General features: G+C 68.7%; 19 protein-coding genes. 12 read left to right on the top strand and 7 right to left on the bottom strand.

Going from position 1 to position 19,295, the window contains the following annotated elements:
- The first annotated feature begins 8 nt into the window (after window positions 1–8).
- The 7 genes from DEU36_RS01275 (at window position 9) to lnt (ending at window position 8,160) form a co-directional block, all read left to right on the top strand.
- Window positions 9–971: an FKBP-type peptidyl-prolyl cis-trans isomerase gene (locus tag DEU36_RS01275; RefSeq protein ID WP_120262582.1), complete on the top strand. Its 963-nt coding sequence runs from the start codon at window positions 9–11 to the stop codon at window positions 969–971.
- Window positions 972–1,006: 35 nt separating this feature from the next.
- Window positions 1,007–2,008 (top strand): YafY family protein, encoded by a 1,002-nt coding sequence (locus DEU36_RS01270; RefSeq protein ID WP_120262581.1) that lies wholly within the window; start codon window positions 1,007–1,009, stop codon window positions 2,006–2,008.
- Window positions 2,005–2,964, top strand: a complete 960-nt coding sequence (locus DEU36_RS01265; RefSeq protein ID WP_120262580.1) for a YafY family protein — start codon at window positions 2,005–2,007, stop codon at window positions 2,962–2,964. The genes DEU36_RS01270 and DEU36_RS01265 overlap by 4 nt, the downstream gene beginning before the upstream one ends.
- A gap of 60 nt (window positions 2,965–3,024) precedes the next feature.
- Window positions 3,025–3,273: a twin-arginine translocase TatA/TatE family subunit gene (locus tag DEU36_RS01260; protein WP_120262579.1), complete on the top strand. Its 249-nt coding sequence runs from the start codon at window positions 3,025–3,027 to the stop codon at window positions 3,271–3,273.
- Between the two features lie 66 nt (window positions 3,274–3,339).
- The gene (gene tatC, locus DEU36_RS01255) at window positions 3,340–4,119 is read left to right on the top strand and encodes a twin-arginine translocase subunit TatC (RefSeq protein ID WP_120264292.1); all 780 of its coding nucleotides are present in this window, start codon (window positions 3,340–3,342) and stop codon (window positions 4,117–4,119) included.
- A complete protein-coding gene (locus DEU36_RS01250) occupies window positions 4,116–6,590 on the top strand; it encodes an RNA helicase (RefSeq protein WP_120262578.1) in 2,475 nt (824 codons plus the stop codon). Before tatC ends, DEU36_RS01250 begins: the two co-directional genes overlap by 4 nt.
- Before the next feature lie 10 nt (window positions 6,591–6,600).
- Window positions 6,601–8,160: an apolipoprotein N-acyltransferase gene (gene lnt, locus DEU36_RS01245; RefSeq protein WP_259455163.1), complete on the top strand. Its 1,560-nt coding sequence runs from the start codon at window positions 6,601–6,603 to the stop codon at window positions 8,158–8,160.
- Window positions 8,161–8,211: 51 nt separating this feature from the next.
- Here lnt and DEU36_RS01240 read toward each other — a convergent pair whose 3' ends face one another.
- From DEU36_RS01240 to DEU36_RS01225, 4 genes are all read right to left on the bottom strand, one after another.
- Window positions 8,212–8,574 carry an RNA polymerase-binding protein RbpA gene (locus tag DEU36_RS01240; protein ID WP_120262577.1) on the bottom strand — a complete coding sequence of 121 codons (363 nt, stop codon included), beginning with the start codon at window positions 8,572–8,574 and terminating at the stop codon, window positions 8,212–8,214.
- Window positions 8,575–8,684: 110 nt separating this feature from the next.
- Window positions 8,685–9,455: a glycerophosphodiester phosphodiesterase family protein gene (locus tag DEU36_RS01235; protein ID WP_120262576.1), complete on the bottom strand. Its 771-nt coding sequence runs from the start codon at window positions 9,453–9,455 to the stop codon at window positions 8,685–8,687.
- Window positions 9,452–10,399, bottom strand: coding sequence for an SPFH domain-containing protein (locus tag DEU36_RS01230; protein ID WP_120262575.1), 948 nt, complete (start codon window positions 10,397–10,399; stop codon window positions 9,452–9,454). The genes DEU36_RS01235 and DEU36_RS01230 overlap by 4 nt, the downstream gene beginning before the upstream one ends.
- Window positions 10,392–10,877: an NfeD family protein gene (locus DEU36_RS01225; RefSeq protein ID WP_120262574.1), complete on the bottom strand. Its 486-nt coding sequence runs from the start codon at window positions 10,875–10,877 to the stop codon at window positions 10,392–10,394. Before DEU36_RS01225 ends, DEU36_RS01230 begins: the two co-directional genes overlap by 8 nt.
- 123 nt (window positions 10,878–11,000) lie before the next feature.
- Here DEU36_RS01225 and DEU36_RS01220 point away from each other — a divergent pair, with 123 nt between their 5' ends.
- A complete protein-coding gene (locus DEU36_RS01220) occupies window positions 11,001–11,765 on the top strand; it encodes an SDR family oxidoreductase (RefSeq protein WP_120262573.1) in 765 nt (254 codons plus the stop codon).
- A 2-nt stretch (window positions 11,766–11,767) separates the two neighbouring features.
- Window positions 11,768–13,750 (top strand): S9 family peptidase, encoded by a 1,983-nt coding sequence (locus tag DEU36_RS01215; protein WP_120264290.1) that lies wholly within the window; start codon window positions 11,768–11,770, stop codon window positions 13,748–13,750.
- Window positions 13,751–13,766: 16 nt separating this feature from the next.
- On the opposite strand, the gene DEU36_RS01210 is transcribed toward DEU36_RS01215, so the two are convergent.
- Together DEU36_RS01210 and DEU36_RS01205 are read right to left on the bottom strand one after the other, a co-directional pair.
- Window positions 13,767–14,318 (bottom strand): HdeD family acid-resistance protein, encoded by a 552-nt coding sequence (locus DEU36_RS01210; RefSeq protein ID WP_120262572.1) that lies wholly within the window; start codon window positions 14,316–14,318, stop codon window positions 13,767–13,769.
- A 113-nt stretch (window positions 14,319–14,431) separates the two neighbouring features.
- Complete coding sequence (locus tag DEU36_RS01205; protein WP_120262571.1) at window positions 14,432–15,349, bottom strand: AEC family transporter; 918 nt, start codon at window positions 15,347–15,349, stop codon at window positions 14,432–14,434.
- A 107-nt stretch (window positions 15,350–15,456) separates the two neighbouring features.
- Here DEU36_RS01205 and DEU36_RS01200 point away from each other — a divergent pair, with 107 nt between their 5' ends.
- From DEU36_RS01200 to DEU36_RS01190, 3 genes are all read left to right on the top strand, one after another.
- Window positions 15,457–16,308, top strand: coding sequence for a phosphatase PAP2 family protein (locus tag DEU36_RS01200; protein ID WP_120262570.1), 852 nt, complete (start codon window positions 15,457–15,459; stop codon window positions 16,306–16,308).
- Window positions 16,309–16,457: 149 nt separating this feature from the next.
- Window positions 16,458–16,763 carry a hypothetical protein gene (locus DEU36_RS01195; RefSeq protein ID WP_120262569.1) on the top strand — a complete coding sequence of 102 codons (306 nt, stop codon included), beginning with the start codon at window positions 16,458–16,460 and terminating at the stop codon, window positions 16,761–16,763.
- A gap of 91 nt (window positions 16,764–16,854) precedes the next feature.
- A complete protein-coding gene (locus DEU36_RS01190; RefSeq protein ID WP_120262568.1) occupies window positions 16,855–17,319 on the top strand; it encodes a hypothetical protein in 465 nt (154 codons plus the stop codon).
- 12 nt (window positions 17,320–17,331) lie between these two features.
- Here the strand turns inward: DEU36_RS01190 and DEU36_RS01185 are convergent, their stop codons facing one another.
- Window positions 17,332–19,233 (bottom strand): alpha-amylase family protein, encoded by a 1,902-nt coding sequence (locus DEU36_RS01185; RefSeq protein WP_120262567.1) that lies wholly within the window; start codon window positions 19,231–19,233, stop codon window positions 17,332–17,334.
- Window positions 19,234–19,295 lie beyond the last annotated feature (62 nt).

The raw sequence follows: 19,295 nt of genomic DNA, 5'->3' as shown, positions 1-19,295 counted from the left end.
CTGCTGCGGTGCGTAGGATCATCGCCGCCGCCGGCGCCCTCTCTCTGACCGTGCTGTCCCTCACGGCCTGTGCCACGCCGTCCTCGGGCTCGGCGTCGTGCACGCGCGACGTGTCCGCGTCGTCGGCCCTCGATCTGGTCGAGATCACCGACACGCCGGTCGGTACCAAGCCCACGGTCGAGCTGTCGGCTCCCGTGCACGGCGACGGCCTGTCGGCACGTGACACCATCACCGGCGAGGGCCGCGCCATCACGAGCGATGCCCAGGACGTCGTCTTCGACCTCACGGTCATCGACGGCTCGTCCGGCGCCCCGATCGCGGCATCCGGGTACACCGGCCAGCTGTCGGAGGTCTACCCGCTCGACAGCTGGGAGGCGACGTTCCCCGGGCTCGTCGACGCGCTGCACTGCGCGACCGAGGGGTCTCGTGTCGTGATGGCTCTCGGGCCCGACGAGGTGACGGCAGACACGCGCGCCCGCTTCGGCATGGCCGAGGATGCGACGACCGTCGTCGTGCTCGACCTCCAGAAGGTCTACCTCGCCGCGGCCGACGGTGCGGAGCAGTTCAACGACCGCGCAGGAATGCCCTCGGTCGTCGTCGCCCCCGACGGACGCCCCGGGGTCCTCATCCCCGACAACGACCCGCCCACCGATCTCGCGGTCGAGGTGCTGAAGAAGGGTGATGGCGAAGAGGTCACCGGTGATGTACCGGTCCGTGTGCACTACACCGGCGTGACGTGGGCCGACAAGAAGGTCTTCGACAGCACGTGGGATCGCGGGGCTCAGCCCATGGAGCTCGACCAGACGATCCCCGGATTCGCGGAAGCGTTGCGTGGCCAGACCGTCGGCTCGCAGGTCCTCGTGGTCATTCCACCGGACCAGGGATACGGCGAGACCGCGCAGGGCGCGATCCCCGCGAACTCCACCCTCGTCTTCGTCGTCGACATCCTCGGCCTCGACCCCGCGTCCTGAATCTGCCGCGGGCGCGCACGCCTAGAATCGAAGGCATGTCCGTCACCCCAGCACGCGTCCCTCCCGAGGAGCGCCTGGTCAACCTGGTCGTCGCCCTCATGGCGACCGAACAGGGCGTGACGAAGGACACGATCCTGGGTTCCGTGTCGGGATACCGCGAGCAGGTCGAATCCGGTTCACGACGCGAGGCGCTCGAGAAGATGTTCGAACGCGACAAGGAGAACCTCCGCGGCCTCGGTGTGCCGATCGAGACGATCGGCGACTACGCCGACCCCGACGATCTCCGTGAGGCGCGCTACCGCATCCCACCGACGGAGTACGAGCTGCCCGCCGACATCACCTTCACCCCGGCAGAACTGGCCGTGCTGACGCTGGCCGGGGGAGTGTGGGGCGAGCACACCCTGTCTGCCGGGGCGCGTTCGGGTTTGCGCAAGATCCGCTCGCTCGGCATCGACGTGGACGAGCCCATCATCGGGTTCGCCCCGAGGCTCGACCTGCACGACGCGTCGTTCCTGCCCCTTCAGCGGGCTATCGAGCAGGCCCGGGAGGTCGAGTTCGACTACCTCCGTCCCGGCTCCGATCGCCCCCGGCGGCGCCGGGTGCGCCCATTCGCGCTGGTGGAGTTCGAGGCCCGTTGGCACCTGTTCGGGTGGGACACCGGCGTGGAGGCCGAGCGCACGTTCCTGCTCTCCCGCGTTCTCAGCGACGTCGTCGTGACGCGGCAGGGATTCGACGAGAGCCTTCGCGTCGGCGCCGGCGAACGGGCGCTATCAGGCCTTCGCGACGTCGCGCTCCGTCAGAACGCGACCGTCACGGCGGTGCCGGGAACCGAGGCGGAACTGCGTCTGCGTCGCCGGGCCCGTGCCGAAGCGACGAATGGGCGACAGGTCGAGATCCCTTTCGTCGACCTCGAGGTGTTCGCGGACGAGCTCGCTTCGTACGGACCTGAGGTGATGGTTCTCGAGCCGCGCGCGCTGCAGGATGCCGTCATGCGGCGTCTGCGCGCCGCCCGCGACCGATCGGCGGAGTCGGCGTGAGCGGCCAGCCGGTCGTGGCGACCGACCGTGCCGCGCTGATCCTCCAGCTCGTCCCCTATCTGATCGCGCAAGGCGAGGTGACGGTGGCGCAGGCTGCCCGCGACTTCGACGTCGAACCGCGGCAGATGCGTGCGATGGTCGAGAAGCTGACCGTCATCGGGCTCCCCGGCGAGGGCGGTTTCTGGCAGATGGCGAACGATCTGTTCGACATCGACTGGGACCTGCTCGACCGCGAGGACCGCATCGTCATCACCAACGCGGTCGGCTTGGAGCGGTCTCCCCGCCTCACCGCTCGCGAGGCCGCAGCCCTGCTCGCCGGGCTGCAGCTCGCCGCCGCCGTTCCGGGGGTCGGCGACAGCGGTGTCGTGCAGGGGCTCCTCACGAAGCTCTCGCGCGGCGCAGGGCAGACGCCCGCGGATGTCATCGTCGCGCCCGCTCCCGTCGACGACGTCCGTGAGACGGTGGCGCGCGCACTCCGCGAGGGTGTCGCCGTGACGTTCACCTACACCGCCCCGGATGCGCATCCGACGACGCGCACGGTGGATCCGGTGAAGGTGACCATCTCGGCGGGGCAGTGGTATCTGCAGGGCTGGTGCCACATGCGCCGCGCCATGCGCACCTTCCACCTCGACCGCGTCACCGAGCCCGCAGTCACCTCGATCGCGGCGCTGCACTCTTCGGAGCCGGTGCCCGAACTCTTCGAGCCGGGAGACGACGAGGTCGTCGCCGAGATCCGTTACCCGGCGCACGCAGCCTCGGCCGTCGGCGAGTTCCTCGCCAACGCGCAGGTGCACGAGGAAGGCGGATTCCGGAGGGCGTTCATCCGCGTCGCCGACCCCCGCTCGCTGAAACGACTCGTCGCCCGGAGCGGCGGCGACGTCGAGATCGTCGCGCCGCCGGAGGCCCGGCGGGCAGCTCACGACTGGGCTCAGGCGGCTCTCGATCAGTACCGCTGAAGCGGGCTTTCGCATCAGTGCGGGGGTTAGACTGTGCGAAACCATCGATGAGGAGACTCAATGAGCAATCTGTTCGCAGGTCCGCACCTGTGGATCCTACTCATCGTCATTCTGCTGCTTTTCGGTGCCGCGAAGCTTCCGGCGCTGGCCAAGAGCATGGGACAGTCCGCCCGTATCTTCAAGGGCGAGATGAAGGCCATGAAGGAAGACGATGCCACCGCCGGCACCGCCACCTCGACGACGGCTGACGTCGCACCCGTCGAGAAGCCCGCGGACCCGAAGAGCGGTCCCGCGGCTCCCACACCGTAGCCCCGCGTGGTGACGGCTGAGCGCACGCGCTCAGGGGCGGAGGGCGCGCCCCGGCGCGACAAGCGCATGTCTCTCGGACAGCATCTGATCGAGCTGCGACGACGTCTGATCATCTCGGCGATCGCCCTTGTGGCGTCGATGGTGGTGTCCTTCTTCCTCACCGACTGGATCATCTGGGCGATGACCGAGCCGATCCGGATGGTTGCGGAGCAGCGTGGCGACACCGAGGCCGTCAAGCTGATGTACTCGACGATCACCGGCCCGTTCGACATGCGGCTGCGCATCTCCTTCTCGGTCGGCATCATCCTCTCCGCCCCGGTCTGGCTGTGGCAGATCTGGGCCTTCCTGATGCCCGGCCTGACGCGCAAAGAGGTCCGTTACACAGTCGGCTTCGTGTCGGCCGCAGTACCGCTGTTCTTCGCGGGCGTCTACACCGGCTGGCTCGTGATGCCGCACATCGTCGAGATCATGGCGACGTTCTCGCCGGAATCGTCCGCGAACTTCTACGAGGGCAAGTACTACTACGACTTCGTCTTCAAGCTGCTGCTGGTGGTCGGAGTCGCGTTCATCATCCCCGTCTTCCTCGTGGCCCTGAATTTCGCCGGGATCATGAGCGGCAAGGCGATCCTCAAGGGATGGCGCGTCGCGATCCTGATCGCCGTCGTCTTCTCGGGGCTCGCGACGCCTGCCGCGGACATCGTCAGCATGCTCATGCTGGCGTCGATCCTGACGGTGCTCTACTTCGCGGCCGCCGCGTTGTCGCTCCTGCTCGATCTTCGGCGCTCGCGTCGTGCTCCTGAGCTCACCGTTCCCGGTCCGGCCCCGACGACCGATCCACTCTCGTGAGCGACGCGAGTCCCGCCGAGCGATTCCTCGCGGCGCAGTCCGCCCGGGCGCATCCGCTCACGGCGGCGTTCGCCGGCATGCAACGATTCGACCTCGACCCGTTCCAGGTCGCCGGGTGCCATGCACTCGAGGAAGGCAGGAGCGTCCTCGTCGCTGCTCCGACGGGCGCCGGCAAGACGATCGTGGGCGAGTTCGCCATGCACCTCGCGATGCTCGAACCCGATACCAAGGCGTTCTATACGACGCCCATGAAGGCGCTGTCGAATCAGAAGTTCCGCGAGCTCGTCGACGTCTACGGCGAGGACGAGGTCGGCCTCCTGACCGGCGACACCAACATCAACGGCAGCGCTCGCATCGTGGTCATGACCACGGAAGTGCTCCGCAACATGCTGTACGCCGACTCGCCGGCTCTGCGTGGACTGCGGTACGTGGTCATGGACGAGGTGCATTACCTCGCCGATCGCTTCCGAGGCGCGGTGTGGGAGGAGGTCATCATCCACCTCCACCCGTCCGTGCGGATGGTGGCGCTCTCGGCGACGGTCTCGAACGCCGAGGAATTCGGCGACTGGCTCGACACGGTCCGGGGTGACACCGCGGTGGTGGTCTCCGAGATCCGCCCGGTCCCTCTCGAGCAGCACGTCCTGGTGCGCGGGGATCTCCTGCCGCTGTTCGACGACCGCTCCGGTGTCGCGACGGCTCAGGTCAACCAAGAGCTCACACGTCTGAGGTCGCCCCAGAGCCAGCGTTATGAGAACAACCGCCGCGCGCACGGATACCGCGGGGGAGGGGGCCGCGAGGCGCATCGCAAGCACCGCGGCGGCACAGCGCCCGCGCGCCCAGCAGCCGTGCAGCGCCTCGAGCGCATCGACCGTCCCGCGGTGGTCGAGCTGCTCGGCCGGGCCAACCTGCTTCCCGCCATCTTCTTCATCTTCAGCCGAGCGGGTTGCGACGGGGCCGTCCAGCAGGTTCGCCGCGCGGGTCTGCGCCTCACGACCCCCGAAGAGCGCGACGAGATTCGCGCGATCGTCGATCGACGCACGCGGGCGCTGGCGCAAGAAGACCTCGCGGTACTCGGCTTCTGGGAGTGGCGCGACAACCTCGAGCGCGGGGTTGCCGCTCACCACGCGGGACTGCTGCCCGCGTTCAAGGAGGTCGTCGAGGAGCTGTTCCAACGAAAGCTCGTGAAGGCGGTGTTCGCGACCGAGACGCTCGCGTTGGGGATCAACATGCCCGCCCGCACGGTCGTGCTGGAGAAGCTCGAGAAGTTCAACGGCGAGGCTCGGGTGGCGATCACCTCGGGCGAGTACACCCAGCTGACCGGACGCGCGGGGCGCCGGGGCATCGACGTCGAGGGCCATGCGGTCATCCAGTGGAGCGAGGGGCTCGATCCGCAGGCGGTCGCCTCACTGGCGTCTCGGCGCACTTACCCGCTGAACTCGAGCTTCCGGCCGACCTACAACATGGCCGTGAACCTCATCGACCGGTTCGGACGCGACGAGGCCCGCGAGATCCTCGAGTCGTCCTTCGCCCAGTTCCAGGCCGACCGCTCCGTCGTGGGCCTCGCACGCCAGGTCAAAGAGAAGGAACAGACCCTCGACGGGTACGCCCGTTCGATGACGTGCGACCGCGGCGACTTCGCCGAGTACTCCGGCATCCGGCGCGAGCTGAGCGACCTCGAGAAGCTCAACCGCAACGACCGCACAGCCCCGGCGCGGATCCGGCAACGCCGGCAGGATGAACTGGCCGGGCTCCGGAAGCGAATGCAGCGCCATCCCTGCCACGACTGCCCGGACCGTGAGCACCACGCTCGGTGGGCCGAGCGCTATTGGCGGTTGCGGCGCGACGTCCAGAAACTGCGGCAGCAGATCGACACCCGCACCGGCACCGTCGCGCGCGTGTTCGATCGGGTGGTCGATGTCCTCACCGCACTCGATTACGTCGCTGTCGACGCCGACGGCACGACGACGCTGACGGCGGCCGGGGCGACGATGCGACGGATCTACGGTGAACGCGACCTCCTCGTGGCCGAGTCGCTCCGCCGAGGGATCTGGCGCAACCTCGACCCCGCAGGTCTCGCGGCGCTGGCATGCAGCCTCGTCTACGAACCGCGTCGCGAAGGCGACGGGCCAGGTGAATACGGCCTGCCGCGCGGAGCTTTCCGCACGGCGCTGGCCGAAACGCAGGAGCTGTGGGCGGTGCTCGACGACCTTGAGAAGGATCACCGTCTGCCCGGCACGGAGCCGGTGGCGACCGGGCTGGCGAAGGCCATGCACTCCTGGGCGCGCGGCGTCATGCTCGATCGCGTGCTGGTGGAGGCCGACATGGCGGCAGGCGACTTCGTGCGCTGGACGAAGCAGACCATCGATCTCCTCGATCAGCTCTCGCTCGTCGCGGAGGCCGAGGTGGCGCGGACGGCGCGAGCGGCGTTGGAAGCGGTCCGCCGCGGCATCGTGGCATATTCCGGCGTTTAGGCTCGATCACGTGCCCGACTCGTCTTCGGCCGCCGAGCGGCCCCTGATACCGCTGTGGCTGGCACTCATCGGCGCCGTCGTCGGCGGCGCCGTGCTGGATGCCGCGTTCCCCGACATCGGGTGGTGGCCGCTGGCGTTCGTCGGCGTCGCATTCGCGCTCGTGGGTCTCATCGGGCGTTCGGTCTGGGGGGCTCTCGCCGTCGGCGCCGTGTTCGGGGCGTCGTTCTACTTCATCCATATCTCGTGGATCACCCGGTATCTCGGGCCGCTGCCGTGGTTCGGCCTCGCCGGCATCGAGACCGTCTTCTTCGCCGTCGGATCGATCCCCATCGCTCTCGCCTACCGCTGGCTACCGCGGCTGCTTCCCGGCGGGGCAGGACGGCTTGTGGCACTTCCGGCCCTCGTCGCGGGGCTGTGGACCGCCCGCGAGCTCTTCATGGGCTCCTGGCCCTACACCGGGTTCCCCTGGGGCCGGATCGGGATGAGCCAGTCCGAGAGCCCGCTCGCGCACATCGCCTCTTGGACGGGTGTCGCAGGCCTTACCTTCCTCATGGTCTTCGTGACGGCGGCAGTCGTGGAGTGGCTGCGCCTCGGTCGCCTGCGCGACGTCCGCACGGCTCTGCCCGCGGCCATCGTCACGGTCGCGCTCGTCGCTGTGCCTGCCTTCCCGACGGCGGATGCCGGGACCTATCGGGTCGGCTCCGTGCAGGGCGACGGTCCGACCGGCTACTTCGACTCGCGCGAGCCTTACGACGTCCTGCGCTCGCAACTCGCCGCGACCCAGCCCATCATCGACCAGCCGATGGACCTGTTGGTCTGGCCGGAAGGCGGAATCGACGCAGACCCCCTCTCCAATGCCTCGGTCGCCGACACCCTCGACCGTCTGTCGGAGCGGGTCGACGCGCCGTTGCTCGTCAACGCGGCGACGCAGCGCGGCGACGACGTCTACAACACGTCCATGCTCTGGGAGGCCGGCGCCGAGAACCCCGTCGCCATCCACGACAAGTCGCGGCCCGTCCCGATGGGGGAGTACGTGCCCGATCGGTGGTTCTTCGAACTGATCGTGCCCGATCTGATCGGGCTCATCCAGCGCGAGTACACGCCGGGGACCAATGCACCGTTCATGGACGTGTCGGGTGTGGGTGTCGGGCTCGCCATCTGTTTCGACGTGCTGTACGACGACGTCATCTGGACGGGCGCGCGCGATGGCGCGCAGCTCTACGTCTTCCAGACCAACAATGCCGACTTCCGCGACACCGACGAGAACCTGCAGCAGCTCGCGTTCGCGCGGATGCGGGCAATCGAGACCGGGCGCGCGGTCGTGAACATCTCCACCGTCGGAACGAGTCAGGTGATCGCGCCCGACGGGAGCGAGCTCGACGGACTGCCGGCGGCCGAAGCAGGCGCGATGCTCACCGAGGTGCCGCTGCGCACCGGCCTCACGCCGGCCGTCGTGGTCGGGGGAGCGGTGCAGCTCATCCTCGGCTGGGGGAGCCTCCTCGCCCTCGTGGCGTGCGGTGCGACCGTCGCCATCACGCGCCGCCGGTCGGGCTCCGCTCCGCGAGAATGAGAATGCCGTCGGCCCCGAGGGACCGACGGCATGTCGCGCGGAGCTGGAGGCTCAGGCGCTCAAACGAGAGCCGCGGCGCTCACGGAGCATCGCGAGACGCTCCTCGAGCAGCTCTTCGAGCTCGGGGATCGTGCGGCGTTCGAGCAGCATGTCCCAGTGCGTGCGGGCGGCCTTGTCGCCCGAGTGATCGACCTCGACGAGCCCGTCGCCCACGCGCAAGAGAGCCTCGGCGCCGCAGGCGCGGCACTCCCAGGTCTCCGGCGCTTCTGCGTCGGCGGCGAAGGTCATGACGGTCTCGTGCTCGCAGCGCGAACACACGTACGTGTGGTTGACCCGGTCGTGGAAGACGACGCCCTCTTCGCTCTGTAGGCTCGAGGCGCCGAGTCGGATGCCGCGCAAGCTGCGGTCTGCCATTGTGTGGTCCTCTCGTCGGCTATCAGTTGTAACGTGCGCAGCTGTGTGCATCATCCGAACAACGGTTGATCATCGGGGTTTCACAGCCGATGTTCAGCGTGTCGGGGTATTCAGCGTTCCCCCGCCGCGATGGTCAGCGCGCGGTCGGACCGATCCGTGACGATGCCGTCGACGCCGGCAGCGAGCAGGCGTCTCATGCTGTCTGCGTCGTTGACCGTCCAGACATGCATTTCGACGCCGGCACGGTGGACCGCGCGGATCATTCGGGGGGAGACGATGCGGACCGGGCCCCGGCGCTCGGGGACCTGTACCGCGTCGATGCCGCGCAACGCACGACTCATCAACCATGGCACACCTGAGGCGACGGCGGCGACGAGCGCCGCGATCCGGCTCGTTCCCGCAGACGTGGCCGGGCTTCCTCCCGCGGCACGCGCGGCGCGGAGAGCGCGCTCGCGCGTGCGATCGGAGAAGCTGGTGAGGAGGACGCGGTCCGCGTGAGGGGCCACCAGCTGACCGACTCTCTCGGCTGCGGCATCGGCCTTCACATCGAGATTGAACGACAGGGACGGGAACGCCTCGAGCGCCTGGGCGAGAGTGACGAGCCCGCCGCGATCGGACATGAGCTCCTCCAGCTCACGATCGCCCACATCCGCGATGGGGCGCGGATCGCCGGTGACTCGCGACAGGTCGGCGTCGTGGAAGAGGATCACCGTGCCGTCCGCGCTCAGATGGCAGTCGGACTCGACGTATCGGACTCCCAGTGCGTGCGCTGCCGCGAACGCCGCGAAGGTGTTCTCGACGATTCCCTCGGAGTCGGGCGGCACGAACCCGCGGTGCGCCAGCACCCTCGGCCGCTCCGCGCTCAAGTACGGATGCGTCACGGTGCGGGCGGGGCCGACCGATCGGCGGGCGGCACCGGCCGGTCGTCGCGACGGCCCGCGAACCCCGCGCTCATGCTCTTGAGCGCCTCGGTGAACTCACTCGGGATGATCCAGAGCTTGCTCGACGCGCTGTCGCTGATCTTCGGGAGGGTCTGGAGGTACTGGTAGGCCAGCAGCTTGTCGTCGGGGTTGCCGTCGTGGATCGCCTGGAACACGGACTGGATCGCGGCCGACTCGCCCTCGGCGCGCAGGATCTGAGCCTGCTTGTCGCCCTCGGCTTTCAGGATCTCCGCCTGGCGGCGACCCTCCGCCTCGAGGATCTGCGACTGCTTCGAGCCCTCCGCGGTGAGGATCGCGGCGCGGCGGTCGCGCTCGGCGCGCATCTGCTTCTCCATGGAGTCCTGGATCGAGGTGGGCGGATCGATCGCCTTCAGCTCGACACGCGAGACCCGGATGCCCCACTTGCCGGTCGCCTCGTCGAGGACGATGCGCAGCTGGCCGTTGATGTTGTCACGGCTCGTGAGGGCTTCTTCGAGGTTCAGGCCTCCGACGACGTTTCGGAGCGTCGTGGTCGTCAGCTGCTCGACGGCTCCGAGATAGTTGTTGATCTCGTACGTGGCGGCACGCGCGTCGGTGACCTGGAAGTAGACGACGGTATCGATAGAGACCACCAGGTTGTCCTCGGTGATGACCGGCTGCGGCGGGAACGACACCACCTGCTCGCGCATGTCGACCAGGGGGAGGACCCGATCGATGAAGGGCACGAGCAGATTCAGTCCGGGCGCGAGCGTGCGCTGATAGCGCCCCAGGCGCTCGACCACGCCCGCGTAGGCCTGCGGGATGATCCGGATCGAGCGGAAGAGCACGACGATCACGAAGATCGCCAGGACGACGAGGAGCACGATCACGAAGATCTGCCCGACGAAAGCGCCGACATCAACCACGGGCGTTCTCCTTCGTATCAGGGGCGGGGGAAGTGACCTCGACCGTTGCACCGCGGACGGCACGGACGACGAGGCGGGAACCGACGGGGACGTCTGCGCGATCGTCGACGAGGCGGGCGGTCCACGTCTCACCGTTGTCGAGCTTGACCGCCCCTGCTCCGTCGACGAAGGGGACGAGGACGCGGGCGCCCAGGCCCGCGAGCGCGTCGACGTTGGTCGGTATGTGCTGACTGCTCCGGCGCAGGGCCCGCAGGAGGAGCGGCCGGATGGTGAACAGCAGCAACGCCGACACCGCAGCGGCCGCGGCGACCTGAAGCCACCACGGGGCGGACAGGAGGTTCGTTCCCAGACCGCCGATCAAGGTTCCACCGGCGAGCATGAGGAACGTGAACTCGAGTGTGAGCAACTCGACGATGACGAAGATCAGGGCCAGCACGAGCCACGCTATCCACAGATACTGCGTGAGATCAGGCAACATCGACGCTCCTTCGTCCCTCATCCGAACCTATCAGTCAGGGGTCCGATCCGGGCCGGTTGATAGGCTCGTGCGGTGCCGGTGAACCGCCGTGCCGACAGCCTTTCTTCCCCGCAGGAGCGCCACATGACTCAGCCCCTTCCCGCCGGAACCCTCTCCGGTCGCACGGCACTGGTGACCGGATCGTCGCGCGGTGTCGGCGCAGATACGGCGCGCTTCCTCGCGCAGGCGGGGGCGAACGTCGTCATCAACTTCCGCAATAAGGCGCCTCGTGCCGAGAAGCTCGCCGCCGAGCTGCGCGAGCTGGGCGTCGAGGTGCTCGTCGTCGGCGCCGACCTGACCGACCGCGCCTCGGTCGACGAGATGTTCGCCGCCGTCCGTGAGACGTTCGGCCACCTCGATCTGCTCGTGCTGAACGCGTCCGGCGGGATGGAAGGCGGCATGGCCGAGGACTATGCGCTCACCCTCAACCGCGACGCGCAGCTCGGCACCCTCGACGCGGCGCTGCCGCTCCTCGAGGACGGATCGCGCGTGGTCTTCGTGACCAGCCACCAGGCCCACTTCATCCGCACGACCCCGACGATGCCCGAGTACGAGGCCGTCGCGTTGTCGAAGCGCGCGGGCGAGGACGCCCTGCGTGAGCGGGTGGGCGAGCTCGCCGAGCGCGGGATCGGATTCGTCGTCGTGTCGGGCGACATGATCGAGGGCACCATCACCGCGACCCTGCTCGAACGTGCCAACCCGGGCGCTATCGAGACGCGTCGGAAGTCGGCCGGCAAGCTCTACAACGTGTCGGAGTTCGCCGCCGAGATCGCACTCGCGGCCGTCGAGCCGATCCCGGCGGACAACACCCGTCTCGTGGGAGACATCTCGTCCTTCGGCGGCGAGTGATCGTGGGCCCCACGGACATCGAGACGCTGATCTCCGTCGGGCGTCCGACGGTCGCGTCCGACGGCTCGTTCGCCGTGTTCGCGACATCGCGACCCGACATATCCGCGGATCGGAACGTGGGGCAGCTCTGGCGCATCGAGTTGCCCTCGGGCGAGCCGCGACGTCTCACCCGGGGTGTCGCGGACACGTCGCCGCGGCTGTCGCCGGACGGCGGCCATGTCGCGTTCCTGCGCGGCGACGCCGACGGCAAGGCCCAGATCCATGTGATCGAGGCATCCGGTTCGGAGCCCGTGCAGGTCACCGACGCACCCCTCGGAGTCGGCTCCTTCGCCTGGGCCCCGGCGGGCGACGTGCTCGCCTACACCGCGCGAGTGCCCGAGTCGGGCCGATACGGCACCATCGACGGTCTCGCGCCGGAGGCGGAGTCCCCTCGCCGCATCACCGGCATCCGATGGCACGCGAACGGCGTCGGATACATCGCCGACCGACCCGCTCACGTCTTCGTGGTCGCGGCACCCGACCTCGGCTCGGAGCCGTCCTACGAGACCGCCCCCGGACCGCAGACCTCGTCGTCCACCCGTGCGCGGCGTGTGCCCGAGGCGGCGCGCCAGCTCACCTCCGGCTCACGTTCGCACGACGGAGTCGTGTTCACCGCGGACGGGACGGAGATCCTCACGACGACCGACGAGATCGAGCACGATCGTCGCGACCTGCGTTCGCCGCTCGTCGCGGTCCGAGTGGACGGGACGGGGGAGCGCGTCGTCCTCTCGGCGACGCTGTCGATCGCCGACATCGCCGTCGCGGCCGATGGGAGCATCGCTTTCCTGGCGTCCGATCCGGGTCCCGCCGGGACCGACTTCGTCGCCCCCGGCGTGGCGCTGTGGGTCCTCGACGGCGACCAGCCCCGCCGACTGACCGACCCCGACACGATCGACCTCGGCGAGGTGGGTTCGCACATCACCGCGGTCGGTGACGACTTCCTGGTGCAGAACCGGACCCGCGGTGAAGTGCACCTGCTGCGCGTATCGCGCGACGGCGCTATCGCGCGTCTCCGTCGTGGTCTGGAGGTCGTGGGTCACGGCGCCGACGCGGCGGGCGAGCGCATCGTCTGCGCGGTGGCGACCAACCGGTCGGCCGGTGAGATCCTCTTCCTCGACGCCGCAGGCGTGGACGCGCGACTACTCACCTCGTTCGGCGACGCCGCCAGCCGGGCCGGGTTCGTCCTTCCCCGCGAGCTCGAGGTGACGGCGCCCGACGGCTACCCGGTGCACGGCTGGGTCGCGACGCCTCCGGGCGACGGCCCGTTCCCCGTCTTGCTGCAGATCCACGGCGGCCCGTACGCCGCCTACGGTGTGCACCTGTTCGATGAGACGCAGGTCCTCGTCGACGCGGGCTACGCCGTCGTCTACTGCAACCCCCGCGGCAGCGCCGGATACGGGCGGGCCCACGGCCGCAGCATCCGGGGCCGGATGGGAACCGACGACTTCGTCGACGTTCTCGCCTTCCTCGACGGAGCGGTGGCGGCGGACGAGCGCCTCGATGGAGACCGTGTCGGCATCATGGGCGGGTCGTACGGCGGGTATCTCACCGCGTGGACGATCGCGCATGACCACCGGTTCGCCGCCGCGATCGTCGAGCGCGGCTTCCTCGACCCCACGACGTTCTCGGGCACGAGCGACATCGGGTCGTTCTTCGGCGATGAGTACGTCGGCACCGATCCGACCGCGATCCGGGCGCAGAGCCCGATGGCGGTCGTCGACCAGGTGACCACGCCCACCCTCGTCGTTCACTCCGAGCTCGATTTCCGGTGCCCGCTCGAACAGGCGACCCGGTACTACTCGGCGCTCCGTCGTCAGGGCACGGCGTCAGAGCTGGTGATCTTCCCCGGCGAGAACCATGAGCTGACCCGTTCGGGCCGGCCGCGTCACCGCGTGGAACGGTTCGAGGCCATCCTGGATTGGTGGGGGCGCCAGCTGCCGGTGTGACGCCCCCGCCCTCCGGTCAGGGGCGGAATGAGAGCCCTCGGATGATGTTGACGATGCCGAGCGCCACGGCCGAGATCCCCAGCAGCCACCACAGCACGATCACGCCCCACAGCGGCGTGAACAGCAGCATGACGCCGGCGATGATCGAGAGGATCGCGAAGGCGATCGTCCACCCGCGCGACGTCGACTCGCCGACGACCGACAGCGACACCGCGCCTTCGACGATCCACGTGATGCCCACCAGCACGCCGAGGAAGACGGCGAACGACACCGTGAATGCCGGGAGGTTCGCGAACGCCACGATTCCGACGACGACGAAGAGGATGCCGAGTGCGATGTGTCCCACGCGGGCCCAGCCGCCCTTCGTCCGCGAGAAGATCCCGAGCGCGGCGTAGACGATGCCCGTGATGATCGCGTAGGCGGCGATGATGCCGGTCAGCACCTGAGCCGTGCGGCCCGGCCAGATGAGGATCAGCAGGCCGACGATCAGAGTCAGGATGCCGCCGACGATGAACGAGGTTCGCAGTGACCTGACGAATCTCGCGGCGGTGTTCTCCGTGCTTGTCATGACAGGACCTCCTTCGCGGGAGCCGCGCGCCCCCGACACGCCACACGTTAGTGGACCCGGGGGAGTCCCGTCAGGGCCGCAGATGCGGAGCCGCCGATCAGCCGCGGGGGAGGTCAGCCGAGCAACAGCGTCGCTGCGAGCAGAACGGGCACGCAGCCCAGTGTGGTGAGGAACACGGTGTCGCGCGAGATGGTCTCGCCGATGTCGTAGCGCTGGGCGAAGTTGAAGACGTTCTGAGCGGTCGGGAGCGCAGCGAGGACCGTGACGGCGAGCGTGTCGGCGGGGGAGAGGCCGAACACGAAGGCCGCGACCGCCCAGGCGACGAGGGGCATCGCAATGAGTTTGAGCCCCGACGCCAGGAGGATGTCACGCCGCCGACCGGAAGCGGACAGCACGCGCTGACCGTGGAGCGACATTCCGTAGGCGATGAGGAGGACGGGAACGCATGCGTCGGCGATCAGCTGCAGCGGATCGAGCGCGATCGGGGGCAGCTCCAGACCGGTGACCGACACGATGACACCCGCGACCGAGGCGATGACGATCGGGTTGCCGAAGGTTCGCTTCAGAATCGGCAACGGCTTGCGCTGACCGGTCGTGACAGCTTCGAGGATGGCCATGGTGATGGGGGTGAACACGATCAGCTGCATGAGGATCACGGGTGCCGGCAAGGCGGCCGACCCCAGCAGATAGAGCGATAGCGGGATCCCGATGTTGTTCGAGTTCACCTGGCCGGCCGAGAGCATTCCGATGAGCGTCTCACCGACCGAACGGCGCCAGACGAGCCGGGCGATGAGTGCATAGACCACGAACATCGACACCGCGGCGATCGCGGAGACGGGCAGCAGCGCCGAGAAGAGCGTCGAGACGTCGGCCTGCGAGAGCACGACGAACATCAGAAAGGGCGACAGGACGAAGAAGATCAGTCGCGCGAGCACAGGGCGGCCGTGGGGCCCGAGGAGATCGATCCGGCCGATGACGTAGCCCACGACGATCGCAACCCCGACGACGACGAACCCGGTCACGACCTGCACCCTTCGAGCCTAGGGGAGTGGGGATGTCGCCCAGGTTCGCCGCGTGTTGACCCCGCTCACAGGATCGGCTTCGTACGGTGGACCGACGACGAGAACGAGGTGACGGCATGAACCGCAACGTGCGCTACCTGCAGCTGGCGGGCGTTCAGCTGGTGGCCATAGCGGTGACCATCCTGGTGTGCGTCTTCACGGCGACCGGTCAGCACGCGGATCAGGCGGCCATGGTCGCCACGACGGCCTCGACCAACCCCGTGCTGCGCCTGGCCCAGCACGCCAGCGCGAACTACATCCTCATCGTCGCGGCGCTGACGATGATTCTCAGCATCGTCGCGGCCGTCGTCCGACGGCGATATGCCGAAGCCGTCGCAGCGTCCGTGCTGTTCGTCGGTGCCAGCGTCGTGACGCAGGTTCTCAAGAACGAGGTGATCGCCCGTCCCGATCTGGCGAGTGGCTGGGGCGCGTATGGCAACTCGCTGCCGTCGGGGCACGCGACGATCGCCATCGCGGCGGCGTGTGCGGCGTTGTTCGCGTCGCCGACGCGCATGAAGTGGGTCCTCGCGCCGGTGCTCGTCGTCTGGACGACCGTCGCCGGCATGGGCGTCATCGCCGCCGGTTGGCATCGACCCAGCGATGTCGTCACGGCCAGTCTCGTCGTGGGCTTCTGGTGCACGATTGCCGCGTTGCTTGTCGCCGCGGCACGTCGGCGCTCGGGGCACACGGCACCGGTGCTGACGGCGGCACAACGGCGCCTGCGCGGGGTCGCGCCCGTACTGATCGTCGGCGCGGCCATCACCGCGGTCGCGCTGTGCGCGTCGTATGCGTCGGGTTCTGGCCGCACGCTCGCCACGGCCGTCCTGACGGCGGCGACGATCAGCGCGACGGTTCTGGGCGCGCTCGCGGTCAGCGGCGGGCTGCCGTCGGCACGATCCCGTGCGGGGTCTCCCATGCCGAACGCATAATCCGATAATGCACATTATGTCAGGTCGTTGGAATCAACCCTCTCCTGTCGCGCACCGCGGACGTTTTGCTCGCACGGTGCCGCTTGGTTGAATGACCCCATGCATCCCGCCACCTCATCGCGCCCCGATCCGCTCTCCGCGATGCGCTCATGAGCGAAGCCGTCACGAGGCCCGGACGACGCGTCACTTTGGTGCTGCGCCGTCCCGCGCTCCATCTCATTCCCGGCGTGCGGCCGACCATCGTGATGAACGGAATCGGCCAGCCAGCGCAATGGGGCGTCGGGACCTGGCTCGTGCCCGACGACGAGGCCGTCGAGATCACCGTCTTCCTCTTCAACCGCCTGTGGCGGTTCGGTGCAGCGCACGTCGTACTGCACCCTGGCGACACGGGCCTCAGCTATCGCGCTCCCCTGGTTCCGCTCGGCCCGGGTCGCATCGTGGTGACCCCCGAGTGACACCCGTCCCGCCGAGGTGAGACTTTACCGTCCAGCTGGTACAGTAATCGGTCAGCCTCGCTCCTGTGGAGCGTGACGAAGGGAGACGGCCATGCACATCGCCGGCTTGGACACCGACATCATCGACGCACTGACGCAGGTCGCGACCGCCGAACACCGGCCTGACGCCCTCACGATCGGGGTATCGCTCCCCGACGCTTCCGACGAGCTCCCGGGGTGCATCGCCGACCTCGATGCGCTCCTCGAGACAGAGCTGGCCCGAGTGTCGCCCCGTGTCCTCGTCGCCGTCGTGCACGCCGCGGGAAGGCTGACCGAGGGTCGTGCCTTCGCGAGCGAGCTCATCGACCGTGCGAGCGTCCACTCGAGCAACTCATTGGGCCGCGACCTCACCGCCATCGGCGTCGTGCTGGACGACGAACACGACCGCGCCCTCGCGGCACGCCGCATCGCCGAGCACCTCGGTGGCCGGAGCAATCTCGGCGACGGCACGGTCGTCACGGCGCGTGACCTGCGGCGCAGCACGCTTCGCGATCTGATCCTCGAAGACGTCCTGTGACGCTCGGCGCCGTCAGCGTCGACGCACGCGCAGCCAGACGAACGCATGCGCAGGCAGGACGAGTCCGCCACCGAGGGTGAGCGCGCGATCTCGGACCACGTCGTACGCGGATTCGTCGAGCCCGCTGAACGTAGCCGACGGGATGTCGACGGGCGAATCGCCCACGTTGGCGAGAACGAGGACCGCTCCCCCGTCACCGTCCGATGACGGTCGCGTGAACCCCACCACCGCGACGTGCGGGGTGTGGAACGGCACCAGATCGTTGCCCGCGAACTCCGGGCTCGCGCGGCGCACCTCGATCAGCCGGCGGAGTCGCGTGAACACGCGCCCCGACACCGTCGACTCGTCCAGGCGGCGTGCGTACCGATCTTCCGGACGCGTCGGCCGGTGCGCCCATCGACTGTCGCCCCGACGAGCGGGGTCTTCCTGGAACGCGTCGTCGTTGAGCTGCGCGACCTCGTCCCCGAGATAGAGCAGCGGGATGCCACCGGTCGACATCGCCAACGCGTGCGCGAGCACGACCCGGTCCTCGCCGCCGTCGTCTCCCGCGGCGACGCCCGCCAGCGAAGCCGTCGTGCCCGCGATTCGGGCATCGCCCGTCCGTGGGTTCTCCTGAAAAGGGAAGCCGCGTGAGAACGAGCCGTCGAAGCGACCGATGTAGAAGTCGTTGAGGAAGCGGCGATGCGGTCCACCGTCGATGCCGAGGCGCGCGGCATCCTCGTCCGCGAAGGTCCAGCCGACGTCGTCGTGGCTGCGGACGTAGTTGACCCACGCCGTTCCCGCGGGCAGGGCATGGCGCTCGTCGAGCGCCAGCTGGAGCAGCCGGGCGTCGCGCGTCGCCAGCGCCTCCCAGGTCAGCGCCATCTGCAGCGGGTTGTACGACAGTTGGCACTCATCGGGCGAGATGTAGTCCTGCACCTCGTCGGGATGCACGATCGCCTCGGATTTGAACAGCACCGCGGGAGCCGCGATCCGCAGCACAGCATTGAACGCCTGGAGCAGCAGGTGCGCCTCCGGCAGCGACTCGCATGCTGTGCCGAGGCGTTTCCAGATGAAGGCCACGGCATCCATCCGGAGGACCTCGACGCCCTGGTTCGCGAGGAACAGCATCTCCCCCGCCATGGCCGTGAAGACATCGGGGTTGGCGTAGTTGAGGTCCCACTGGAACCGGTAGAACGTCGCCCAGATCCACCGACCGTCCGGGAGCGGCACGAACGAGCCCGGGTGGTCGTCCGGGAAGATCTCGCGCGTGGTCCGCTCGTACGCATCGGGGAGCTCGCGGTCGGGGAAGATCAGGTAGAAGTCCTCGTACACGGGGTCGCATGCGAGGGCCCGCTGCGCCCAGACGTGCTCATTCGAGGTGTGATTGAAGATGAAGTCGAGGACGAGGGATATTCCCGCCTCCCGGAGGTCGTCCGCGAGCGCGCGAAGATCTGCCATCGTGCCCAGCGCCGGCTTCACGGTGCGGTAGTCCGAGACCGCGTAGCCCCCGTCGTTGTCGCCCTCGGGGCTGTCGAACAAGGGCATGAGGTGCAGATAGGTCAGGCCGAGCTCGCGGAAGTACGGGATCATGCCGCGTACGCCGTCGAGGTCGCCGGCGAACCGGTCGACGTAGCAGACACCACCGATCATCTTCTCGGACTCGAACCACGTGGGGTCGGCCGCGCGGTCACGATCGAGGCGCCTCAGCTGCGCGGGGCGGTCGGCACGAGCATCGAGCACCACGTCGATCAGGTGCACGAGCGCCTCGAGCGAACCCGGCCGGTCACCGTAGAGCGCACGGAAGAGGGAATGCAGACGCGGGAACTCGGTCCGCAGCCGAGCGACGGTTTCGCCATCGACGGGCTGCTCGCGGCGCGCGACGTGCTCGACGACGATCGCTGCGTCGTTCTCGAGCGACGAGAGCGCACTCATCGCGGGTCCACCGGAGCACTCATGTCCGCATCCTCTCAGACCATGACCGCGGCGGACACCGG

The sequence above is a fragment of the Microbacterium sp. AG238 genome (genome assembly GCF_003610405.1).
Lineage (GTDB): Bacteria > Actinomycetota > Actinomycetes > Actinomycetales > Microbacteriaceae > Microbacterium.
The sequence above is the reverse complement of the archived record's forward strand: the minus strand, read 5'-3'. Positions and strand labels throughout refer to the sequence as shown.